The 21,499-nt window shown below is 76.0% G+C and carries 9 protein-coding genes; 3 read left to right on the top strand and 6 right to left on the bottom strand.

What is annotated here, in order from left to right; translation table 11 throughout:
- Positions 1-9 precede the first annotated feature (9 nt).
- The gene (locus tag ACQP1P_RS34025; protein WP_433077254.1) at positions 10-12,519 is read left to right on the top strand and encodes a beta strand repeat-containing protein; all 12,510 of its coding nucleotides are present in this window, start codon (positions 10-12) and stop codon (positions 12,517-12,519) included.
- On the opposite strand, the gene ACQP1P_RS34020 is transcribed toward ACQP1P_RS34025, so the two are convergent.
- Positions 12,516-12,731 (bottom strand): hypothetical protein, encoded by a 216-nt coding sequence (locus tag ACQP1P_RS34020; RefSeq protein WP_433077252.1) that lies wholly within the window; start codon positions 12,729-12,731, stop codon positions 12,516-12,518. The two genes, ACQP1P_RS34025 and ACQP1P_RS34020, sit on opposite strands and share 4 nt — an antisense overlap.
- 118 nt (positions 12,732-12,849) lie before the next feature.
- Between ACQP1P_RS34020 and ACQP1P_RS34015 the strand changes: the two genes are divergently transcribed.
- Positions 12,850-14,469, top strand: a complete 1,620-nt coding sequence (locus ACQP1P_RS34015; protein WP_433077250.1) for a methyl-accepting chemotaxis protein — start codon at positions 12,850-12,852, stop codon at positions 14,467-14,469.
- Between the two features lie 102 nt (positions 14,470-14,571).
- Here ACQP1P_RS34015 and ACQP1P_RS34010 read toward each other — a convergent pair whose 3' ends face one another.
- From ACQP1P_RS34010 to ACQP1P_RS33990, 5 genes are all read right to left on the bottom strand, one after another.
- On the bottom strand, positions 14,572-16,179 hold the full coding sequence (locus tag ACQP1P_RS34010; protein WP_433077248.1) for an amidohydrolase: 1,608 nt from the start codon (positions 16,177-16,179) through the stop codon (positions 14,572-14,574).
- 96 nt (positions 16,180-16,275) lie between these two features.
- Positions 16,276-17,694 (bottom strand): aldehyde dehydrogenase family protein, encoded by a 1,419-nt coding sequence (locus ACQP1P_RS34005; RefSeq protein WP_433077246.1) that lies wholly within the window; start codon positions 17,692-17,694, stop codon positions 16,276-16,278.
- Between the two features lie 71 nt (positions 17,695-17,765).
- Positions 17,766-18,164, bottom strand: coding sequence for a cupin domain-containing protein (locus tag ACQP1P_RS34000; RefSeq protein WP_433077244.1), 399 nt, complete (start codon positions 18,162-18,164; stop codon positions 17,766-17,768).
- Positions 18,165-18,191: 27 nt separating this feature from the next.
- Positions 18,192-19,793: a phytoene desaturase family protein gene (locus tag ACQP1P_RS33995; RefSeq protein ID WP_433077242.1), complete on the bottom strand. Its 1,602-nt coding sequence runs from the start codon at positions 19,791-19,793 to the stop codon at positions 18,192-18,194.
- A gap of 32 nt (positions 19,794-19,825) precedes the next feature.
- Positions 19,826-20,212, bottom strand: a complete 387-nt coding sequence (locus ACQP1P_RS33990) for a nuclear transport factor 2 family protein (RefSeq protein WP_433077240.1) — start codon at positions 20,210-20,212, stop codon at positions 19,826-19,828.
- 135 nt (positions 20,213-20,347) lie between these two features.
- Here ACQP1P_RS33990 and ACQP1P_RS33985 point away from each other — a divergent pair, with 135 nt between their 5' ends.
- Positions 20,348-21,481, top strand: a complete 1,134-nt coding sequence (locus tag ACQP1P_RS33985; RefSeq protein ID WP_433077238.1) for a PLP-dependent cysteine synthase family protein — start codon at positions 20,348-20,350, stop codon at positions 21,479-21,481.
- Positions 21,482-21,499 lie beyond the last annotated feature (18 nt).

Raw genomic sequence — 21,499 nt, 5'->3', positions numbered from 1 at the left:
CGAACCGCGATGCGGCGGACCGTCATGCTGGGTTCGTTCGTCGCCGTCGGAGTCGGGTTCGTGCTGCTGGCCCTTGCCGATCGCGCGGCGGCGAAGACCACCGCCGATGCGAGCAAGGGCCCGGCCGCCGTCTCGGCCCCGGCGAAGCGGGCCACGACGGTCGCGACCAGGCCGGCCGTGCCGCCGAAACCCGCGGCATCGGCAGCCGTTCCCGCCAAGGCCGCCGCACCATCGCAACCGGAGCCCACCAAGGCCGTGGCGACGCCCGCCGTGGTGCCCGTGAAGGCGGGCACCACGGCCGTTGCCGACGCCGCCAAGAAGACCGCGAGCCCCAAGACGAAGACCAGGGCGACGCCGTCGCCGAGCGGGGGCGTCGGGCGCATCGAGGCCGCGCCGAACCCGCCCACGGGCCCCGGCGCGGCCGGCGGCGTCAACGCGATCACCGCCACCTGGGCCGGCTCCTCGGGCGCCACCGGCTACACCGTGACGGCGACCATGGGCGCGACGACGAAGCAGTGCACCTCGATCCTGCTGACGTGCACGATCCCGAACGTGCCGGCCGGCAGCTGGGTCGTGACCATCACGGCCACCGGCGTCGGCGGCACCTCGACCCCGGCCGCGGCCGGCACGGTCACCGTCGTCGACCCGCCCAACCCGCCCGGCGCCCCGACCGGCGTCTTCGCCACCTCCGGCAACGGCCAGGCCGTCGTCGCGTGGACGGCGCCGAGCAACGTCGGCGCCGGCATCGCCTCCTACACCGTGACCACCGTGCTCGGCAGCGCCACGTGCACGACGACCGGCACCTCCTGCACCGTCGGCGGCCTGACCCCCGGCGGCTCGTACTCGTTCCAGGTCACCGCGACCGCGGTCAACGGCGCCGGCACCTCGCTGCCGAGCGCGGCCTCCCCGCCGGTCGGCATCGGCCCGCCGAGCCCGCCGCTGTCCGCCGGCGCCGTGGCGCTGGCGAACTCGGCCCAGGTCTCCTGGCTCGGCCCGCTCAACGGCGGCGCCGGCATCGACCACTTCACGGTGACCGCGAGCCCCGGCGGCCAGAGCTGCACCGCCGTCCTGCTCAGCTGCACCGTGACCGGGCTGGCGAGCGGCACGGCCTACACCTTCTCGGTCGTCGCCAACGGCGTGGGCAACACCGGCAACTCGACCGCCGCCGTCACCAACGCGGTCACCCCCGGCCCGCCCGGCGCCCCGACGAACGTCACCGCGACCCCCGGCCTGCTGACCGCCACGATCACCTGGACACCGCCGGCCTCCGCCGGCGCCGGCATCGACCACTACGTCGCCTACGCCAGCCCGGGCCTGCTGCCCTGCGCGACCCTCACCGCCACCGACACCAGCTGCACGATCCTGAGCCTGCTGCCCACGACCAGCTACACGGTGACCGTCGTCGCGGTCGGGGTCGGGCTCACCGGCACCTCGGCGGCGAGCGCGCCGTCGGCCGCGTTCACGCCCGGCCCGCCCGGGGCACCGACCGGCGTCGTCGCGACGCCGGGCAACGCCTCGGCGACGGTGTCGTGGACCGCGCCGGCCAACCCGGGCGCCGGCGTCACCGGCTACACGGTGACCGCGTCCCCGGGCGGCGGGACCTGCGTCGCCGCCGGCACCTCGTGCACGGTGCCGCTGCTGACCCCCGGCACGGCGTACACGTTCACCGTCGTGGCCAACAGCGTCGCGGGCGCGTCCCCGGCGAGCGCCGCCTCCAACGCCGTGCGCCCCGGCCCGCCCGGCCAGCCGGCCACCGTGACCGCGGTCGCGGGCGACGGCAGCGCGACGGTGTCGTGGACCGCGCCGGCGTCGACCGGCGCCGGCATCGACCACTACACGGTGACCGCCGTGCCCGGCGGGGCCACGTGCACCACCACCGGCACCGGCTGCGTGGTCGGCGGGCTGTCCAACGGCACCGCCTACGCGTTCACCGTCGTCGCCTACGGTGCGGCCGGGAGCGGCAACTCGCCCGCGAGCGCGGCATCGAGCGTCGTCGTGCCCGGGCCGCCGGACGCGCCGACGCTCGTCAGCGCCTCGCCGGGCGTCGGCGCGGCGACGGTGTCGTGGACCGCGCCGCTCGTCACCCGGGCCGGCGTCACCGGCTACACGGTGACCGCCTCGCCGGGCGGGGGGACCTGCACGACGAGCGGCACCTCGTGCACCGTCACGGGGCTGGCCGCGGGGGCGCAGTACACCTTCGGCGTCGTGGCCACCGGGCCGGGCGGCACCTCGTCGCCGGCGTCGACGTCGGCCGCGACGACCGTCGGGCCGCCCGGCGTACCCCAGGGCGTGCACGCCACCGCCCTCGACGGCGCGATCACGGTGTCGTGGACCCCGCCGCTGCTGTCCGGCAACCTGGTCAGCGCGTACATCGCGACGGCCACGCCGGGCCCGCACACCTGCGTCACGGTGAGCCTCTCGCAGCTGTCGTGCACGATCACCGGCCTCGACGACGGCACCCAGTACACCGTCGCGGTGGTCGCGGTCGGCCTGCTCGGCAGCGGCTCCTCGGCGCCGAGCGCCCCGAGCGCCCCGGTCGTGCCCGGCGCGCCCGACGCGCCCACGGCGGTGACCGCCACCGCCGGCGCCCGCAGCGCCGTGGTCTCCTGGACCGGCCCGGCCGTCACCCGCGCCGGTGTCGACACCTACACCGTGACCGCGAGCCCCGGGGGCGCCACCTGCACCGCGGTCACCACGTCGTGCACGGTCACCGGGCTGGTGCCCGGCACGGCGTACACCTTCGGCGTGGTGGCCACCGGCCCCGGCGGCGTCTCGGCCGCGGCCACCACCGGGGCGCCGGTGCGGCCCGGCCCGCCCGGCGCGCCGACCGGCGCCTCCGCCGTGGCCGGACCCGGCTCGGCGACGGTGTCGTGGACCGCGCCGGCCAACCCGGGCGGCGGCCTCGACCACTACACCGTGACCGCCGTGCCCGGCGGCGCCACCTGCACGACGACCACCACCAGCTGCACCGTCACGGGCCTGACCGACGGCACGGGGTACACCTTCGTCGTCACCGCCAACGGCGTCGCCGGCACCGGCGACTCCGCCGCGAGCTCCCCGACGACGCTGGTCGCCCCGGGCGCGCCCGACCCGGTGACGCTGGTCGTCGCGACCGCCGGCAACGGGTCCGTGAACGTCTCCTGGCTCGCCCCGCTCGTCACCCGGGCCGGCGTGACCGGCTACACGGTGACCGCCTCGCCCGGCGGCGCGAGCTGCACCACGGCGACCACCGGCTGCACCGTCACCGGCCTCACCGGCGGCACCGCCTACACCTTCACGGTCGTCGCGGCAGGCCCCGGCGGCTCGTCGACGGGCGTCACGACGAGCGCGGTCACGCCCGGCCCGCCCGGCGCGCCGACCGCCGTCACGGTGACGCCCGGCGGCACCGCCGCGACCGTGTCCTGGACCGCGCCGGTCAACCGGGGCGCGGGCATCGCCACCTACACGGTGACCGCCGCGCCCGGCGGGGCCACGTGCACCACCGCGCTCACCAGCTGCACGGTGAGCGGCCTGACGGCCGGCACCCCCTACACGTTCACCGTCGTGGCCAACGGCATCGCCGGCACCGGCTCCTCGCCCGCCGGCGGCCCGTCGAACGCCTCCACGCCGGGCGCGCCCGACGCGCCGACGGGCGTGAGCGCGACCCCGGGAGCCGGGATCGCGGCGGTGTCGTGGACCGCGCCGGCCGTCACCCGGGCCGGGCTCACGAACTACACGGTGACCGCCTCGCCGGGCGGGTCCACCTGCACCACGGCCACCACCGGCTGCACGGTCGCGGGCCTGGCCAGCGGTACCGCCTACACGTTCACGGTGCTCGCGAACGGCCCCGGCGGCACCTCCGCCGGCGCCTCCTCGTCCCCGGTGGTCCCGGGCCCGCCCGGCGCGCCGACCGGCGTGACGGCCACCGCCGGCAACGGCACCCTGGCCGTGTCCTGGACCGCGCCCGCGAACGCCGGCGCCGGCATCGACCACTACACGGCGACCGCCACCCCGGGCGGGGCCACCTGCGGCACCAGCGGCACCTCGTGCACGATCACGGGGCTGGCCGGCGGGGTGACGTACACCGTCGGCGTCGTCGCGGTCGGCACCGGCAGCACCGGCGCCTCCGCGGCCGGCTTCACCGGCCCGGCCACCCCGGGCGCGCCCGACGCCCCGACGCTCGTCGCCGCCACCGCCGGCAACGCGTCCGCGACCGTCTCCTGGCTCGGCCCGCTCATCGTGCGGGCCGGGGTCACCGGCTACACGGTGACCGCCTCGCCCGGCGGCGCGAGCTGCACCACGAGCGGCCTGTCCTGCACCGTCACCGGCCTGACCGGCGGCACCGCCCACACGTTCACGGTCGTCGCCAACGGCCCCGGCGGAGCCTCGCCCGGCGCCACCACGACCGCGGTCACGCCCGGCCCGCCCGGCAGCCCGACCCAGGTCGCCGTCACCGGCGGCGACACCACGGCGACCGTGACCTGGAGCGCGCCGGCGAACACGGGCGCGGGCCTCGCCGGCTACACGGTGACCGCCTCGCCCGGCGGGGCCACGTGCGTCGCCGGGCTCATCGTGCGCTCGTGCATCCTCACCGGCCTCACCAACGGCACCGCCTACCAGGTGACCGTCGTGGCCAACGGCGCCGGCCCGACCGGCGACTCGCTGCCGAGCGTCGCCGCCTCCGTCCAGCCCGGGGCGCCGGACGCGCCGACCGCGGTCGCCGCGACCGCGGGCAGCGGCGCCGCCACGGTCTCGTGGACCGCGCCGGGCACCGTCCGCGCCGGGGTGAGCGCCTACACGGTGACCGCCGCGCCGGGCGGGGCCACGTGCACCACGACCACGACGTCGTGCTCCGTGCCGGGGCTGTCCAGCGGTACGGCCTACACGTTCACCGTCGTCGCCACGGGCCCGGGCGGCACCTCGCCCGCGAGCGCCCCGTCGCCGTCGACGGTGCCCGGCCCGCCCGGCGCGCCCACGAACGTCACGGCGAGCGCCGGCAACGGCAGCGCCACGGTGTCGTGGACCGCGCCGGCCGACGTGGGCGCCGGGGTCTCCGGCTACACGGTGACCGCCTCCCCAGGCGGGGGCACCTGCACCACCGCCGGCACCTCGTGCACCGTCACGGGGCTGGGCAACGGCGTGGCGTACACCTTCTCGGTCGTCGCCAACGGCACCGGCTCGTCCGGCACCTCCGCCCCGGGCACCAGCGGCGCCGCCGTCGCCGGCCCGCCGGACGCGCCCACGCTCGTCGCCGCCACGCCCGGCAACGGCGCCGCCACCGTCTCCTGGCTCGCCCCGCTCGTCACCCGGGCCGGCGTGACCGGCTACACGGTGACCGCCGCGCCCGGCGGCGCGACCTGCACCACGAGCGGCCTGTCCTGCGTCGTCACCGGCCTCACCGGCGGCACCGCCTACACGTTCACGGTTGTCGCGAACGGCCCCGGCGGCTCCTCGCCGGCCGGCGGCCCGTCCAGCGCCGTGCGCCCCGGCCCGCCCGATGCCCCGGCCGCCGTCACCGCGGTGGCCGGCAGCGGCAGCGCCGCGGTGTCCTGGACCGCCCCGGCGAACCCCGGCGCGGGTGTCGTCACCTACACGGTGACCGCCGCGCCCGGCGGGGCCACCTGCACCACGGTCCTGCTCACCTGCGCGGTCACCGGGCTCGCCGACGGCACCGCGTACACCTTCACCGTCGTGGCCAACGGCGTCGGCGGCACCGGCTCGTCCGCCGCCAGCGACCCGTCGGCGGCCGTCACCCCGGGCGCGCCCGGCGCCGCCGGCTCCGTCACCGCCGTGGCCGGCGCGCACGCGGCCACGGTCACGTGGACCGCGCCCTCCGACGTGCGGGCCGGGGTCACCGGCTACGTGGTCACCGCGAGCCCGGGCGGGGCCACCTGCGTCGCCACGGGGCTGTCCTGCACCGTCGGCGGGCTGCTCGGCGGCACCGCCTACACGTTCACCGTCACGGCCACCGGCCCCGGTGGCTCCGGCCCCCCGAGCGCGCCGAGCGACCCGGTGACGTCCGGCCCGCCGGGCGCCCCGAGCGGCGTCACCGTCACGCCCTCGGGCGGCACCGACGCGGTCGTCGCCTGGACCGCGCCCACGAACGCGGGCGCCGGCATCGACCACTACACCGTGACCGCGCTCCCCGGCGGCGCCACCTGCGCCACCCCGGACGCGACCACCACCACCTGCACCGTCACCGGTCTCACGGCCACGGTCGGCTACCTGTTCACCGTCGTCGCCTCGGGTGTCAGCGGTACGGGCGACTCGCCGCCCAGCCTCGCGGGCTCGCTGTCCCCGGCGACCGCGCCCGACCCGCCGACGGCCGTGAACGCGGTGGCGGGCAACCAGACCGTCACCGTGTCGTGGACCGCACCCGCCACCGTGCGCGGCGGCGTGTCCGGCTACACCGTGACCGCCTCGCCCGGCGGGGCCGCGTGCACGACGCTCTCGGCCGCGGCCACCTCCTGCACCGTGCCCGGGCTCACCCCCGGCACCGCCTACACGTTCACCGTCGTCGCGGACGGGGCCGGCGGCAGCTCCCCGGCGAGCGACCCGTCCGGCGCGGTCGCGCCCGGCCCGCCCGGGCCGCCGCAGGACGTGACGGTCGCGGCCGGCAGCGGCCAGGCCACCGTCTCCTGGACCGCGCCGGGCAGCCCCGGGGCCGGGATCGACCACTACACGGCCACCGCGAGCCCCGGCGGGGCCTCCTGCGGCACCGGCGGGACCTCGTGCACCATCACGGGGCTGACCGACGGGGTGCCGTACACCTTCTCCGTCGTCGCCAACGGCGTCACCGGCACCGGCGACTCCCCGCCGACCCCGCCGGTCGGCGGCCTGACCGGCGCCCCGGGCGCCCCGGCCGCCGTGTCCGCGACGGCCGGCGACCGCTCGGCGACCGTGTCCTGGACCGCGCCGGCGGGCGTGGGGGCGGGCATCACCGGCTACACCGTGAGCGCCTCGCCCGGCCTGGGCGCCTGCGCCACGCTCTCGGCCGCGGCCACCTCCTGCACCGTGCCCGGGCTCACCCCCGGCACCGCCTACACGTTCACCGTCACGGCCGTCGGGCCCGGCGGCCTCTCCGCCGCCAGCACCCCGTCGAACAGCGTGAACCCCGGCCCGCCGGGCGCGCCGGGCGGCGTGACGGCCGCCGGCGGCGACGGCAGCGCGACGGTGTCGTGGACCGCACCGGCGAACACCGGCGGGGCGGTGGACCACTATGTGGTGACCGCGGTCCCGGGCGGGGAGACCTGCGCGACGAGCGCCACCACGTGCACGGTGCACAACCTGACCAACGGGGTGCCGTACACCTTCCTGGTGACCGCCGCCGGCCCGAACGGCACCGGCACCTCGCTGCCGGCCCCGCCGAGCCAGGTCGTCACGCCGGGCGCGCCGGACGCGGTCACGGGCGTGAGCGTGGTCGCCGGCGACGGCAGCGCCACGGTCTCGTGGCAGCCGCCCGGCATCCTGCGCGCGGGCGTCACCGGCTACACGGTGACCGCGAACCCGGGCGGGCTGTCGTGCACCACCACCGGCACCTCGTGCACCGTCGCGGGGCTGACCGCGGGGACGGGCTACACCTTCACGGTCCAGGCCACCGGGCCCGGCGGCGACGCCCCGCTCAGCACGCCCACGGTGAGCGTGCTCGTCGGGCCGCCCGGCGCGCCCACCGGCGTGACGGCCACGGCCGGCCCCGGCACCGCGGCCGTGCGCTGGAACGCGCCGGTCAACGTGGGCGCGGGCATCGACCACTACACGGTCACCGCCTCGCCCGGCGGGGCCGCGTGCGTCGCGACGACCCCGTCCGGCTGCACCGTCACGGGGCTGGACAACACCACCGCGTACACGTTCACCGTCGTCGCGGTCGGCCTCGGCGACACGGGCATCTCGGCCGCCGCGTCCACCGGCGCGGCGGTCAACCCCGGGCCGCCCGGCGTGCCCGGCACCGCGACCGCCGTCGCCGGCGACGCGGGCGCCACGGTGACGTGGACCGCGCCGGCCACCGGGGCGGCCGTCGACCACTACGTCGTCACGGCCACGCCCGGCGGCGCGACCTGCTCGACCGGCGGGCTCACGTGCGCCGTCGGCGGGCTCACGCCCGGGACCTCGTACACGTTCACGGTGACCGCGGTCGGCACCGCCCTGGCCGGCTCCTCGGCGCCGTCCCCGGCGTCCAACGCGGTCGTGCCCGGGCCGCCCGCCGCCCCCACCGCGGTCGTGGTGACCCCGGGCACCGGCTCGGCCGTGGTGTCCTGGACCCCGCCGGCGGGCGGGGCGGTGGTCGACCACTACACGGTCACCGCCTCGCCCGGCGGGGCCACCTGCTCCACCGGCGTCACGCAGTGCACGGTCACCGGCCTGAGCGACGGCACCGCCTACACCTTCAGCGTCGTGGCGGTCGGCTCCGGCGGCACCGGCAGCTCCGCGGCGGCGGCGTCGTCCGGCTCCTCGGTGCCCGGGCCGCCCGGCGCGCCCACCGCGGTCGTGGCCACGCCCGGCAGCGGCGGCGCGACCGTCACCTGGGTCGCCCCGGCCCAGCCCGGCGCGGGCGTGAACCACTACACGGTCACCGCCTCGCCCGGCGGGGCCACCTGCACCGCGACGACCGGCACCACGTGCACGGTGGCCGGCCTGACCGGCGGCGCCAGCTACACGTTCACGGTCGTGGCCAACGGTACGAGCGGCGACTCGGGCGCCAGCACCGCGTCGGTCGCCGTGATCCCGGGCCCGCCGGGGGCGCCCGCGAACGTCACCGCCGTCGCCGGCAACGGCACCGCCGACGTGTCCTGGACCGCGCCCGGCAACCAGGGCGCCGGCATCGCCCAGTACGTCGTCACCGCCTCGCCGGGCGGCGCGACCTGCACGAGCGTCGGCACCAGCTGCACGGTCCCGGGCCTGGCCAACGGCACCGGCTACACGTTCGGCGTCGTGGCCACGGGTGTGCCCGGCACCGGCAGCTCCGCGGCCGGCCTCAGCGGCGCCGCGGTGATCCCGGGACCGCCCGCGGCGCCGACCGGCGTGACCGCGACCGCCGGCGACGGCACGGCGGTGGTGAGCTGGACCGCGCCGAGCGGCGGGGCGACCGCCGGCGGCTACACGGTGACCGCCGCGCCGGACGGGGCGAGCTGCACCACCGCGACCACCTCGTGCACCGTCACGGGGCTGAGCAACGGCACGGCGTACACGTTCACGGTCGTGGCGAACGGCGCGGGCGGGGCCTCCGGCGGCGCGGTCACCGACCCGGTCACGCCCGGGCCGCCGAGCGCGCCGGTCAACGTCACCGCCGTCGCCGGCAACGGCGAGGCGAACGTCTCCTGGGACGCCCCGGCGGCGAGCCGGGCCGGTGTCGCCCGCTACCGCGTCGTCGCCGCGCCGGGCGGCGAGGCGTGCGAGACGACGGCGACCAGCTGCGTGGTCGTCGGCCTCGACAACGGCACGAGCTACACGTTCCAGGTCTGGGCCATGGGACCGGGCGGCGCCTCCGGCGGCAGCGCGCCGTCGGCCCCGGTGACGCCGAGCGCCGGCCTGCCCGGATCCCCGTCGGACGTGACCGCGGCGCCGGCCGCCGGCACCGGCACGGTGACCGTCTCCTGGACCGCGCCGGTCGTCACCGGCGACGGGGTCACGAGCTACACGGTCACCGCCTCGCCGGGCGGCGCCACCTGCACCACGAGCGGCACCTCGTGCACGATCCCGGGGCTCAGCGACGGCACGGCCTACACCTTCGTCGCCGTCGCCACCGGCCCGGCCGGGCAGTCCGCGCCGAGCTCGCCGTCGCCGCAGACCGTCACCGGCCCGCCGCCGGCCCCGGCCTCGGTCACCGTGACCCCGGGCGACACCCGCCTCGCCGTGCACTGGACCGCGGGCACCACGGTTGCCGGCGGCGCGGTCCCGACCGGCTACCAGGCCACGGCCACGCCCGGCGGGGCGAGCTGCACCAGCACCGGCACCACCCACTGCACGATCACCGGCGTGGCCAACGGCATCGCGTACACCGTGGCCGTCGTCGCCATCGGCCCGTCGGGCTCGTCGGCGCCGACCGCGGCCCTGCCCGCGACGGCCGGCCCGCCGCGCACCCCGTCGGGGGCCACCGCCGTCGCGGCCGCGTTCGGCGCGACCGTGTCGTGGGCCGCGGCCACCACCGGCAGCACCGTCACCTTCTACACCGCGACCGCGGTGCCGGGCGGGCAGACCTGCACCACCACCGGCACCACGTGCTCGATCACCGGCCTGAACCCGGGCGACCCGGTGACCTTCAGCGTCGTGGCCAACGGTCCCGGCGGCGCCTCGAACGCGGCGAGCACCGGGCCGGTCGTGCCCGGGCCGCCGGCCAGGCCGGCCGGCGTGACCGCCACGCCGGGCAACAGCGCGGCGACGGTCACCTGGGACACGCCGGCACACTCCGGCGCCGGGCTGGACCTCTACACCGTCACCGCCTCGCCGGGCGGGGCCATGTGCACCACCACCGGGCACACCTGCACGGTGACGGGGCTGACCAACGGGGCGGCGTACACCTTCACGGTCGTCGCCCACGGCGCCGGCGCCACCGGCTCGTCGCCGGTGAGCGACCAGTCGGCCGCGGTCACCCCGCGGTCGGACCTGCCCGGGCCGGTCGGCGCGGTCACCGTGACCGCCGGCAACGGCTCGGCCCTGGTGAGCTGGTCGGCGCCGATCATCACCGGCGGCGGCATCGACCACTACGAGGTGGTCTCCGACGACGGGCAGACCTGCACCACGACCGGCACCAGCTGCACGGTCACGGGCCTGACCAACGGCCGGCCGTACCACTTCATCGTCCGGGCGATCAGCTCGGTCTACCCGGGCGTGCCCGGGGCCGGTGCGGTCAGCCGGTCGGTGACCCCGCTGGACACGGCGGCCGGCGTGCCGAGCGTGGTCCTCGCGACGGCCGGCAACGGCTCGGCGACGGTCAGCTGGACCCCGCCGCAGACCGGGCCCGCGGTCACCGGCTACACGGTCACGGCCGCGCCCGGCGGGCTCACCTGCGAGGCGACGGGCGCGACGATGTGCCTGGTGAGCGGGTTGACGAACGGGGTGGCGTACACGTTCACCGTGGTCGCCCACACGGCCGGCGGCGGTGACTCGGCGGCCAGCCAGCCGTCGAACACCGTCGTCCCGGCGCTGCCGTTCGACCCGGCCGGCATCGTCCCGGCCGGCCCGACCCGGGTGACCGCGGTGCCGGGCGGGGGGCAGGCGACCGTGAGCTGGACGCCGGGCACGGGCGGGCCGGCGGTCACCGGCTACACCGTGACCTCGGTGCCCGGCGGGCTCACCTGCACCACGACCGGTGCGACCAGCTGCGTCGTCACCGGCCTCACCGACGGGCTGGCGTACACGTTCACCGTCGTCGCGCACGGCTCGTTCGCCGACTCCGTCCCGAGCGCGCCGAGCACGCCGGTGTACCCGAGCACGGCGCCCGGCCCGCCGGGCAGCGTGACGGTGTGGCCGCGCTACAGCGGGCTGGTCGTGCGCTGGTCGCTGCCCGCGTTCGCCGGCACCGGCATCAGCCACTTCACCGCCCGGACGCACACCGGCAACGGCCGCTGCGTGACGACCTCGGCGACGGCGACGCAGTGCACGATGTTCGTGCCGATCGACAGCGACTACAACGTGGACGTGGTCGCCAACGGCCTGCACGGCGCCGACTCGGCCCCGGTGGCGGCGGCCCTGACCGGCCGGCCGACGTTCCCGCCGATGCCGACGTGGCCGCCGGACCTCCACCAGGCCGGTCAGCTCGCCAGCGACCTGGGTGTCAACCACATCTCGATGCGCCCGGGGGAGCCGATCACGCTCACCGCGACCGGCTTCGCGCCGAACTCGTCCGTCCGCTTCGCCTCCTACCTGACCAGCGGCTCGGCCGACGGCAACCCGACCAGCGACGCCGACGTGCACAAGCGCCCGATCGGGGCGTCGGCGCTGGCCGCCACCCCCGGCGGGCCCACCGTCACCGTGGCCGTGCTCGGCACGCCGACGGTCGGCAACGACGGTACGGCGAGCCTGACGACCACGGCCCCGATGGCGATGTCCGCCGAAGACCTGGACTTCGTCGCCGAGGGAGTGGCGCCGGACGGCTCGATCCGCACGCTGGTGCTCGACGTCCAGCCGCTCGCGGCGGACTCGAGCACGCCGACGACGCCGGTCGTCGTGCCGCCCGTCTCGCAGCCCGTGACGGCGCCCGTGACGATGCCGGTCCGGCACGGCACCGGCTCCACGGGCACGGCGCCGTCCGGCCCGGGCTCGGGCACGCTGGCCGAGACCGGCGCCCCGATCGGGTCATTGGCCCTGGTGGGCCTGCTGCTGATGCTGCTCGGCGGGGCCGCGTGCATCGCGGCGCCCGCCCGGCGCGCCCGTGCCACCGCGCCCGCGGCGTGGCCGTCCCGTCCGCGGCGAACGGCACCATGGCCGCGACCCCGGCCGGGAGCCGCTGCCGGTGCGCCTCGGCGCAGGTCCGCATGCCGATGGCATCGGCGTGCCTGGCTGCGAACGGGGTCTGCTCGCGTTCCTGTCCGCTCGTGGCCCTAGGCGTCGGCGTCGGTGGCCAGGTTTCGCTGGATCGCGTCGAGCTCCGCCCCGCACTGGTCGAGCCCGGCCTGCACCCCGGCGGCCCGCAGGGGCGACCAGCCGCTGCGCACCGCGCAGTCCAGCAGCGCCTCGGTCAGCCGCAGGTGGGCCCGGACGATCTCGACGAGCGGCTCGACGTCGACCGTGACGCAGTCCGGTGTCGGCTGGTGCATACCCTCACCGTAACCGGCCTCGGTTGCAAGGTGTGGTGTTCGTGCCTGAGCGGGCCGGTATCCGCCTTACGGTGCATATTGGTCGCCCCGAGCGCTGCGGAAGGACCGGACGAGGCGCATGCACGATGTGGAACCGGCCCGGAGGCGGTCGTGGATCGGACCCGTCGCCGATCGGCGCGTCGGTACGAAGATTCTGCTCGCGGTGCTCGTCGTCGCCCTGTTCAGCCTCGGCGACGGCATCTCCGCGCTCAGCAGCCTCGGCATGATGAACGACCAGGTGGGCAAGCTCGACGGGTACAGCCGCCAGCTGCAGGCCTCGGGCGGGCTGCGCGACCTGGTGACCCAGGCCATCGTCGCCGTCGACGAGCACGTGCTCGCCGCCGACGCCGCGGGCCGCGCGAAGGCGAAGAGCACCCTCGACGGGCTCGACACGCAGGTCGCCACGAGCACCGGCGCCCTGCGCCGGCTCGGGCTCGACGCGGCGCAGACCCGGGCGCTGGACGCCTTCGGCTCGGGGTGGCAGCGGTACCTCGACACCGTCGGCAAGTCGCTGCTGCCCGCCGACGACCGGGGCGACCGCGCGGCGGTCCTGCGGGCCCGGACCGAGGCGGGCTCGATCGCCACCGCCGTGCAGGGTTCGCTGTCGGCGCTGGAGTCCGCGACGGTCGCGCGCGCCGACGGGGAGGACGCCTACGCCGAGGGCCGCTACAACGGCACCCGCAACCAGGTGGTCGTGATGCTGGCGGTCAGCTTCGTGCTCGGCGTCGCGCTCGCGCTCGCCATCAGCCGGCTCATCACCGGGCCGCTCAAGGCATGCGTGGCCGCGCTGGGCCGCATCGGCAACGGCGACCTCACGGCGCGGGTGGCGGTGCGCTACGACGACGAGATCGGCCGGGTCGCCGCGGCCCTCAACGGCACCGCCGGCTCGGTCGCCGAGATGGTGCGGCAGGTCGGCGCGGCGTCGGATCAGGTGGCGGCCGCCTCGGAGCAGCTCTCCACCGTCTCCGACCACCTGGCCTCGGCCGCCGAGGGGACCAGCGCGCAGGTCGGCACCGTCGCCCACGGCGCCGAGGACGTGTCCCACCACGTGCAGGCCGTCGCGGCCGCGACCGACGAGATGACGCTGGCCATCAAGGAGATCGCGAGCAACGCGGCGGAGGCGGCCGGGGTGGCGTCCACGGCCTCGCAGACCGCGCAGCGCACCAACGACAGCGTCGAACGCCTCGGCGACGCCTCGGCCCAGATCACCTCGGTCGTCGCGCTCATCACCCAGATCGCCGAGCAGACCAACCTGCTCGCGCTCAACGCCACGATCGAGGCGGCCCGGGCGGGGGAGGCCGGCAAGGGCTTCGCGATCGTCGCGAACGAGGTCAAGGAGCTGGCCCGCGAGACGGCCAGGGCGACCGAGCAGATCTCCGGGCAGGTGGAGTCGATCCAGCACGAGACCAGCGGCACCGTCTCCGCGATCGGCGAGATCGCGACGGTGATCGGCACCATCAACGACTACACGGCCACCATCGCCTCGGCGGTGGAGGAGCAGACCGCGGTCACCGGGGAGATCGCGCGCCGCGTGGGGCAGGCCGCGGACGGCTCGGCCGGGATCGCGTCCACCGTCGGCGGCGTGGCCGAGAGCTCGGCCATGGTGAGCGCGAGCGCGACGCAGACCCAGGCGACCGCGGCGGAGCTCGCCCGGATGGCGTCCGAGCTGCGCCGGACCGTCGCGGCCTACCAGGTCTGAGCGCGCCGGCGGCGTCACCGCGCCCGCGTCACCGCGCCCGCCGTGCCGCTGGACGGCCCCGGCCCCAACGCCGGGGCGCCGGATCGGTCCGCTCGTCCACGTTCAGTCCCGCTGGAAGACCAGCGCCGCGCCGATCCAGGTCTGCGCGACGGTCAGGGCGGCCAGGTCCGTCGGCTCGGTCTCCAACGGGTCGGCGGACAGGACGACGAAGTCGGCGAACTTGCCCACCTCGAGCGAGCCGACCCGATCCTCCCAGCCGATCGAGAACGCCGACCATTCGGTGTACATCCGCAGCGCCTCCTCGACCGTGACCGCCTCCTGGGCGTCCAGCACGGCGCCGTCGTTGGTGCGCCGGGTGACGGCGGCCTGCATCGCCGGGAACGGGTTGTGCTGGTCCTCGGTGATGCCGATCGCGTCGGAGTTGCCCGGGATCGGCAGGCCGTGGTCGATGAGCGTGCGGAACGGCATCACGGTCCCGATCCGGTCGCTGCCCAGGTGCGCGACGTATCCGGCCGCGGTGGTCAGGATGAACGCCGGCTGCGGAACGGGGACGACTCCCGAGGCGGCCAGCCGCTTGATCCGCTCGTTGGTCATGAACATGTTGCCCGCGTGCTCGATGCGGTGCCGGGCGACGCCGTGGCGCCCGGCCGGCAGGGCCAGGGCGCCGTCGATGGCCTGGTCCAGGGCACGGTCGCCGATCGCGTGCATGGCGATCTGCAGCCCGGCCGCATCGGCGGTGGCGACCAGGTCGGCGACCTGCCCGTCGGTGAACGCGAGCTCGCCGCGGTAGCCGGGCTGGCCGGGGTAGTCCTCGTGCAGGGCCGCGGCCCCGGCGGTGAGCCCGCCGTCGAGGAAGACCTTGAAGCCGACCATCGCGACATGGTCGGGGTCGAGGGCGTCGATGCGGTCCTTGGCCCGGCCCGTGCGCACGTCCTCGGCCGACACCACGGCCTCCAGCTTCGGGTACAGCGCGGCGCGCAGCACCAGGCCACCGTCGGCGGCGATCGAGCAGATCGCTTCCAGCCCGGCCCCGTGCAGGGGGATGTCGCCGACCGTGGTGACGCCCACGGCGAGGTACCGGTCCTGCACGCGCTTGATCGCCGCCGCGAGCGCCGGGACCGGCGGCTGCGGGCCGCCGAGGGGCTCGAACATGTCGTAGGTGCGGCCCGTGGCGACGCCGGTGGCCGGGTCGCGCTCGATCCGGCCGCCGGGCGCGTCCGGAGTGTCGTCGTCGACCCCCAGCAGCCGCAGGCCCAGCGAGTTGAAGACGTTGAGGTGGTAGCTCGCCCGATACATCACCGGGTGGGTGGTGCTGACCCGGTCCAGGTCGTGCCGGTCGGGATAGCGCCCCTCGGCGAGCTTGAGGTTCTGGTAGTGCTCCCCCTGACCGAGGATCCACTCGCCGGCGGTCGTGCGGCCGGCGCGCTGCGCGAGCGCGGACACGATGTCCTCGATGCTCGACGCCCGCGACGAGCGGCAGTCGACGGCGAGCTCCCAGGAGTAGGCCAGCAGCTCCAGGTGGGAGTGGCAGTCGATCAGCCCGGGGATCACCGCCGCGCCGGCCAGGTCGACGATCCGCGCCTCCGCGGCCCCGGCGAGGATCTCCTCCGTCGTGCCGATCGCCACGATCCGGCCGTTCTCGGCGCGGAACGCCTCCGCGACGGTTCCGGCCCGGTCCATGGTGCGGACCCGGCCACCGACGAAGCACACCGTCTCTCCTGGCACTGCTCTACCTCTTTCTGGGGGTGGTTGTGAAGCCCTGGGGGTGGTTGTGAAGCCGTCGCGGGCGGGGCCGGCGATGGCGGGTCAGGACGTGGCGCCGCGGACGGCGGGCAGCTGCACGGTCTTGGTTTCCAGGTACTCCTCGACGCCGAGCCGCCCCCGCTCCCGTCCGAGGCCGCTGGCGCGCATGCCACCGAACGGCAGGGCCGGCTCGCTGACCAGCGGCGTGTTGACGCCGACCGAGCCCGCCTTGAGCCTGCGGGCAACCGCGGTCGCGGCGGCCTGATCGCCGCCGAACACGTAGGCCGCCAGGCCGTACTCGGTCGCGTTGGCCAACCGGACGGCCTCCTCGACGTCGGCACAGCGGATGACGCTGAGCACCGGGCCGAAGAACTCCTCGCCGAGCACGGCGGGCTGGCTGCGTCCCTCGGCCGTGAGCAGGGTCGGCGCCAGAAACGCGCTCGTGGCGTTCTCGGCGGCCCGGGCACCGCCCGCGACGACCGTCGCCCCGCCCGCCACGGCCCGGGCCACCTGCGCCTCGATCCTGCGCACGGCCGCGTGGTCGATGAGCGGGCCCATCGTGGTCGCCGGGTCGCGCGGGTCGCCGAGGACGATCCGGCCGACCGCCGCGGTGAGTTCGGCGACCAGATCGCCGGCCTTCGAGTCGACGACGTACACCCGGTTCGCGGCCATGCACGCCTGGCCGGAGTTGAGGAACCGGGCCCGGACCAGATCGCGCGCGGTCCGGGCGACGTCGGCGTCGGGCAGGACCACCGCCGCCGCGTTGCCGCCCAGTTCGAGCAGGACCCGCTTGATCGACGACGCGGCCTTGCGCATGACGAGCTCGCCCACCTTGCGCGACCCGGTGAGGCTGACGCAGGCGACCTCGGGGGCCTCCAGCAGGGCGTCGCTGACCCGCTGCGGATCGCCGGCGACGACGACGTTCAGGACACCGGGCGGCAGGCCCGCCTCCTCGAAGCAGCGGGCGATGGCCAGCGCGGTGAGCGGCGTCTGCGGGGCCGGCTTCAGCACCACCGTGCAGCCGGCCGCGAGCGCGGCGCCGACCTTGCAGGCCACCATGAACGCGGGGAAGTTCCACGGCGTGATCGCGACGACGACCCCGACCGGCTCGTGCAGCACGAGGGCGTCGCGGCCGGGCGCGACGTCGGCCCAGGCCTCGCCGGGAAGCCGCAGCGTCTCGTGGCTGAACCACTCGAAGAAGCGGACCGTGTTGCGTGCCTCGCCGACCGCCTCGGCCAGCGGCTTGCCGGTCTCGGCGCTGATGAGCTCGCCGAGCGCCTCGACCCGCTCGCCCAGCAGGTCGCTCGCGCGGCTGAGGACCTCGAAGCGCTGCCAGCCGGTCGCCGACGACCACCCGTCGAGGGCGGCCGCGGCCGCGGAGACCGCCGCGGCGGCCTGGCCGGCGTCGGCGTCGGCGACCGCGCAGATCGTGGCCCCCGTCGCGGGGTCGTGGACGTCGAACGTGTCCGCAGCGGTCGTCACCCAGGCGCCACCGATCCACGAGCCCGGGCTGTCGCCCACGAGCCGTGCGATCAGATCGGCCGGCCGGCCGCTCATCGCGCGCCCCCGCCACCGCAGGCGGCGTAGTCGGCCTCGCCGACCTCTCCGGTCCACTCGACGTCGCCGAAGTGGAGCACCAGCTGGACGAGCTGGGCGGACGCGGTGGCGCCGTGCCAGTGCTCGACCCCGGGCTCGGTCCAGACGACGTCGCCCGGACGCATCACCACCACCTCGCCGCCGCGCTCCTGGATCCAGCCCTCGCCGGAGACGGTGTAGAGCATCTGGCCGCCCGGGTGCCGGTGCCAGTGCGTGCGCGACCCGGGCGCGAAGAACATGTTGAGGGCCCGGGTCCCGCCGCCGGCCAGGACGATGTCCGACCAGACCTGTCCGGTCGTGGTCGCCGGCCGCATGGCCGACACCCGGTCCGCCGGAATACCTCGTCCGATGATCATCGTGCTCCTCTGGTTCGTGGGGTCGGGTCAGTCGGTGGCGCGGCGGACGTCGCTCAGCACACGGTTGCTCGCGTTGTAGCCCGTGACGCCGCTCATGAAGTTGCCCGGCCAGTTGCCGACCCCGGTCAGGTACAGCCCCTCGACCGGGGTCCGGTAGTCGGCGCAGCCGGGGATCGGACGCGAGTCGAAGATGTGCCCGGGCACGATGTCGCCGTGCGCACCGTTCCCCTCGACGAGGGCGAATTCGCGCTCGAGGTCCAGCGGCGAGTAGACGTGGACGCCGGCCAGGATCGCGGACAGGTTCGGGATGTGCTCCTCCAGCGTGCTGACCACCGCCTTGCCCAGGTCGTCGCGCTGCTCGTCCCAGGTGCCCTCGGCCAGGTGGTAGGGGACCCCCCGGACGCTGAGGCTCATGAAATGGCATCCGGGCGGGGTCAGCGAGGGGTCGTGCGCCGAGTCGATCATCGCGGTGACGGTGGGGCGGTCGGTCCAGCGCCCGAGCACCGCCTCGTTGTAGGCGTTCTGGAGCACGTCGATGCTGGCCGCGATCCGGAAGTTGGTGCCGAGGAAGAGACGGTTCTCCTCCTCGTCCTGCGCGGCGGCGAACCGCGGGGTGCCCTCGAGCGCGAGGTGGACCTTGGCGGAGGTGCCCTTCATGTTGACGGCCTGGGCGAGGCCGTACAGCTCCTCCCCGATGTCCTCGGGACCGACCAGCTTGGTCAGGGTCAGCTTCGGGTTCGCGTTGGACACGACCCGGGGCGCGCGGAACTCGCGGCCGTCGCTGAGGGCGACACCGACGACCCGCTGGTGCTCGCAGAGGATGCGCTCGACCTGCGCGCCGGTGAGGATCGTGGCTCCGTGGGCGCGGGCGGACGCCGCCATCGCGCCGGTCACGGCGCCGATGCCGCCCAGCGGTGCGGCGTTGCGCATCATCAGCTCGTTGTCGTCGTGGCTGCCGACGCTGCGCATCGACTCCTCCCACAGCGGCCGTTGCAGCAGCAGGTAGCCGCTGCCCGGGGTGCGCGGGCCGACGAAGTTGGTCGCGACCGCGGTGCCGGCGAAGAACGCCTGCAGCTGCGGGGACGACAGCCGCTCCTCGAGGATGTCCGCGACCGGGCCGAACATGATCGACTCGAAGTCGCGGCGCTGGCGCGGGGTGGTGAAGCGGGCGGCCACCTCGGCGAACGACGGCGGCGGGTCGTAGAAGGAGACCCGCATCCGCCGGGCCACCGAGGCGTACAGCTCGATGACCGAGGCGTAGCCGTCGAGGTCCGCGTTCCCGTGCGCGAACTGCCGCATGACCGCCCGGCGCTTGACCCGGTCCGGCCAGGCCGGCAGGGCCCGGCCGTCCGTGAAGAGGGTCAGCGATCCGAGCGGCGGGTGGGCGAAGCGGAGCCCGTGCTGCTCCAGCTCCAGGTCCGCGACGATGCGCGGATCGAGGCTGTGGCTCGCGTTGGCCACGCTGCTGCCGCGGTAGCCGGGGAAGATCTCCTCCGTGACGCAGGTGCCGCCGACGACGTCGCGCCGCTCCAGGGCGAGCACCTTCAACCCCGCCCGAGCCAGGTACCCGGTGGCCACCAGACCGCTGTGTCCGGTCCCGACGACGATCACGTCGTACGCCTGCTCCATCCGCTTCCTCTCGTTCCGTCGCCGTTGCCGGATCAGCCCAGCGGGCTGATCCGCCGAGCCGAGACGCGCCATCCCGCGTCGGTGCGGGTCACGGTGTCGCGATAGATCGCCGCGGTGACCTTTCCCTCCGCCCGCAGGGCGAGTGCCTTGCTCTGGCACTCCGCGGTGTCCTCGCCGGCGCCGACCACCACGACGTTCGTGATGTGGTGACTGACCGCGGGCGTCGCGATCGCCTTGAAGCTCGCGATCACGGCATCGAGCCCGTCGGCCGTGAGACGGCCCGGGTTGTCGAAGGAGATCTCGGGCGCGAACACCTCTCCGAGCCGGTCGTACTCGTGGGTGTCGAGGAGGTAGGCGACCCGGTTGAGGACTTCCTCGATCGCTCGGGCATCGGCCGGACTCACGGGCTGGTTGGTCACGGAATTCCTTTCCATACTTCCATACAGTGGAAGTCCAACTTCCGTACCATAGGATGCCTTCGGATTCGAACACGGTCAAGCGCCACCACGGCATCCGCGCGAGCGGTCCGAGGAAGCCCCCGAAGGAGAGCTCGAATGACGATGCGCGACCAGGCCTGTGCCGACCGGACCTGGGTCGACGAGGCGATCCGCCGCGTCGAGGCCGATGCCAACCGCAGTGCCGACACCCACCTGCTGCCCTTCGGCCTGCCCGGTCGGCACGGCGTCGACCTCTATCTGAAGGACGAGTCCTCGCACCCGACCGGAAGCCTCAAGCATCGGCTCGCCCGCTCGCTCTTCCTGTACGCGCTCTGCAACGGCTGGATCGGCCCGACCACGACGGTGGTCGAGGCGTCCAGCGGCTCGACCGCGGTCTCCGAGGCGTACTTCGCCCGCCTGCTGGACCTGCCGTTCATCGCGGTCGTCCCGGCCTCGACCAGCCCGGCCAAGCTCGAGCTGATCGAGTGGCACGGCGGGCGCTGCCGGCTGGTGGATCACGCGGGGCAGGTGTACGAGGAGGCGCGGCGCCTCGCGGCCGAGCTCGGTGGCCACTACCTCGACCAGTTCACCTACGCCGAGCGGGCCACCGATTGGCGCGGCAACAACAACATCGCCGAGTCGATCTTCGAGCAGATGTCCGGCGAGGCGCAGCCGGTGCCGGCCTGGATCGTCGCCAGCGCCGGCACCGGCGGAACGGCGGCGACCATCGGACGCTACCTGCGCTACCGGCGGCACCCGACCCGGCTGCTGGTGGCGGACCCCGAGCACTCGGTCTTCCTCGACGCCTGGCGGCTCGGCGATCGCGGGCTGCGCTCGGCCCGGGGCTCGCGGATCGAGGGGATCGGCCGCCCGCGCGTCGAGCCGTCGTTCGTGCCCGAGGTGATCGACGAGATGGTCCGCGTGCCGGACGCGGCGTCGGTCGCGACCATGTTGTGGATCTCGCGCCGTCTGGGCCGCCGGGTCGGGCCATCGACCGGGACGAGCATGTGGGCGACGCTCGGGCTCATCGCCGAGCTGGAGCGCGAGGGCGAGCGGGGCAGCGTGGTGAGCCTGATCTGCGACGGCGGCGAGCGCTACACCTCGACGTACTACGACGCGTCCTGGCGCGGGGAGCAGGGCATCGACGTGGGCCCCTACGCCGCCGTGCTGGACGAGTACGACCGTTCGGGATCCCTCGCCGGCGTGATCGCGGAGAGCCCGGCCACAGCTCTTGACAGCCCCGCCGCCTGAGCCACAGCATCTCTGCAA

This window comes from Dactylosporangium sp. CA-052675 (genome assembly GCF_050947935.1).
Lineage (GTDB): Bacteria > Actinomycetota > Actinomycetes > Mycobacteriales > Micromonosporaceae > Dactylosporangium.
The sequence above is the reverse complement of the archived record's forward strand: the minus strand, read 5'-3'. Positions and strand labels throughout refer to the sequence as shown.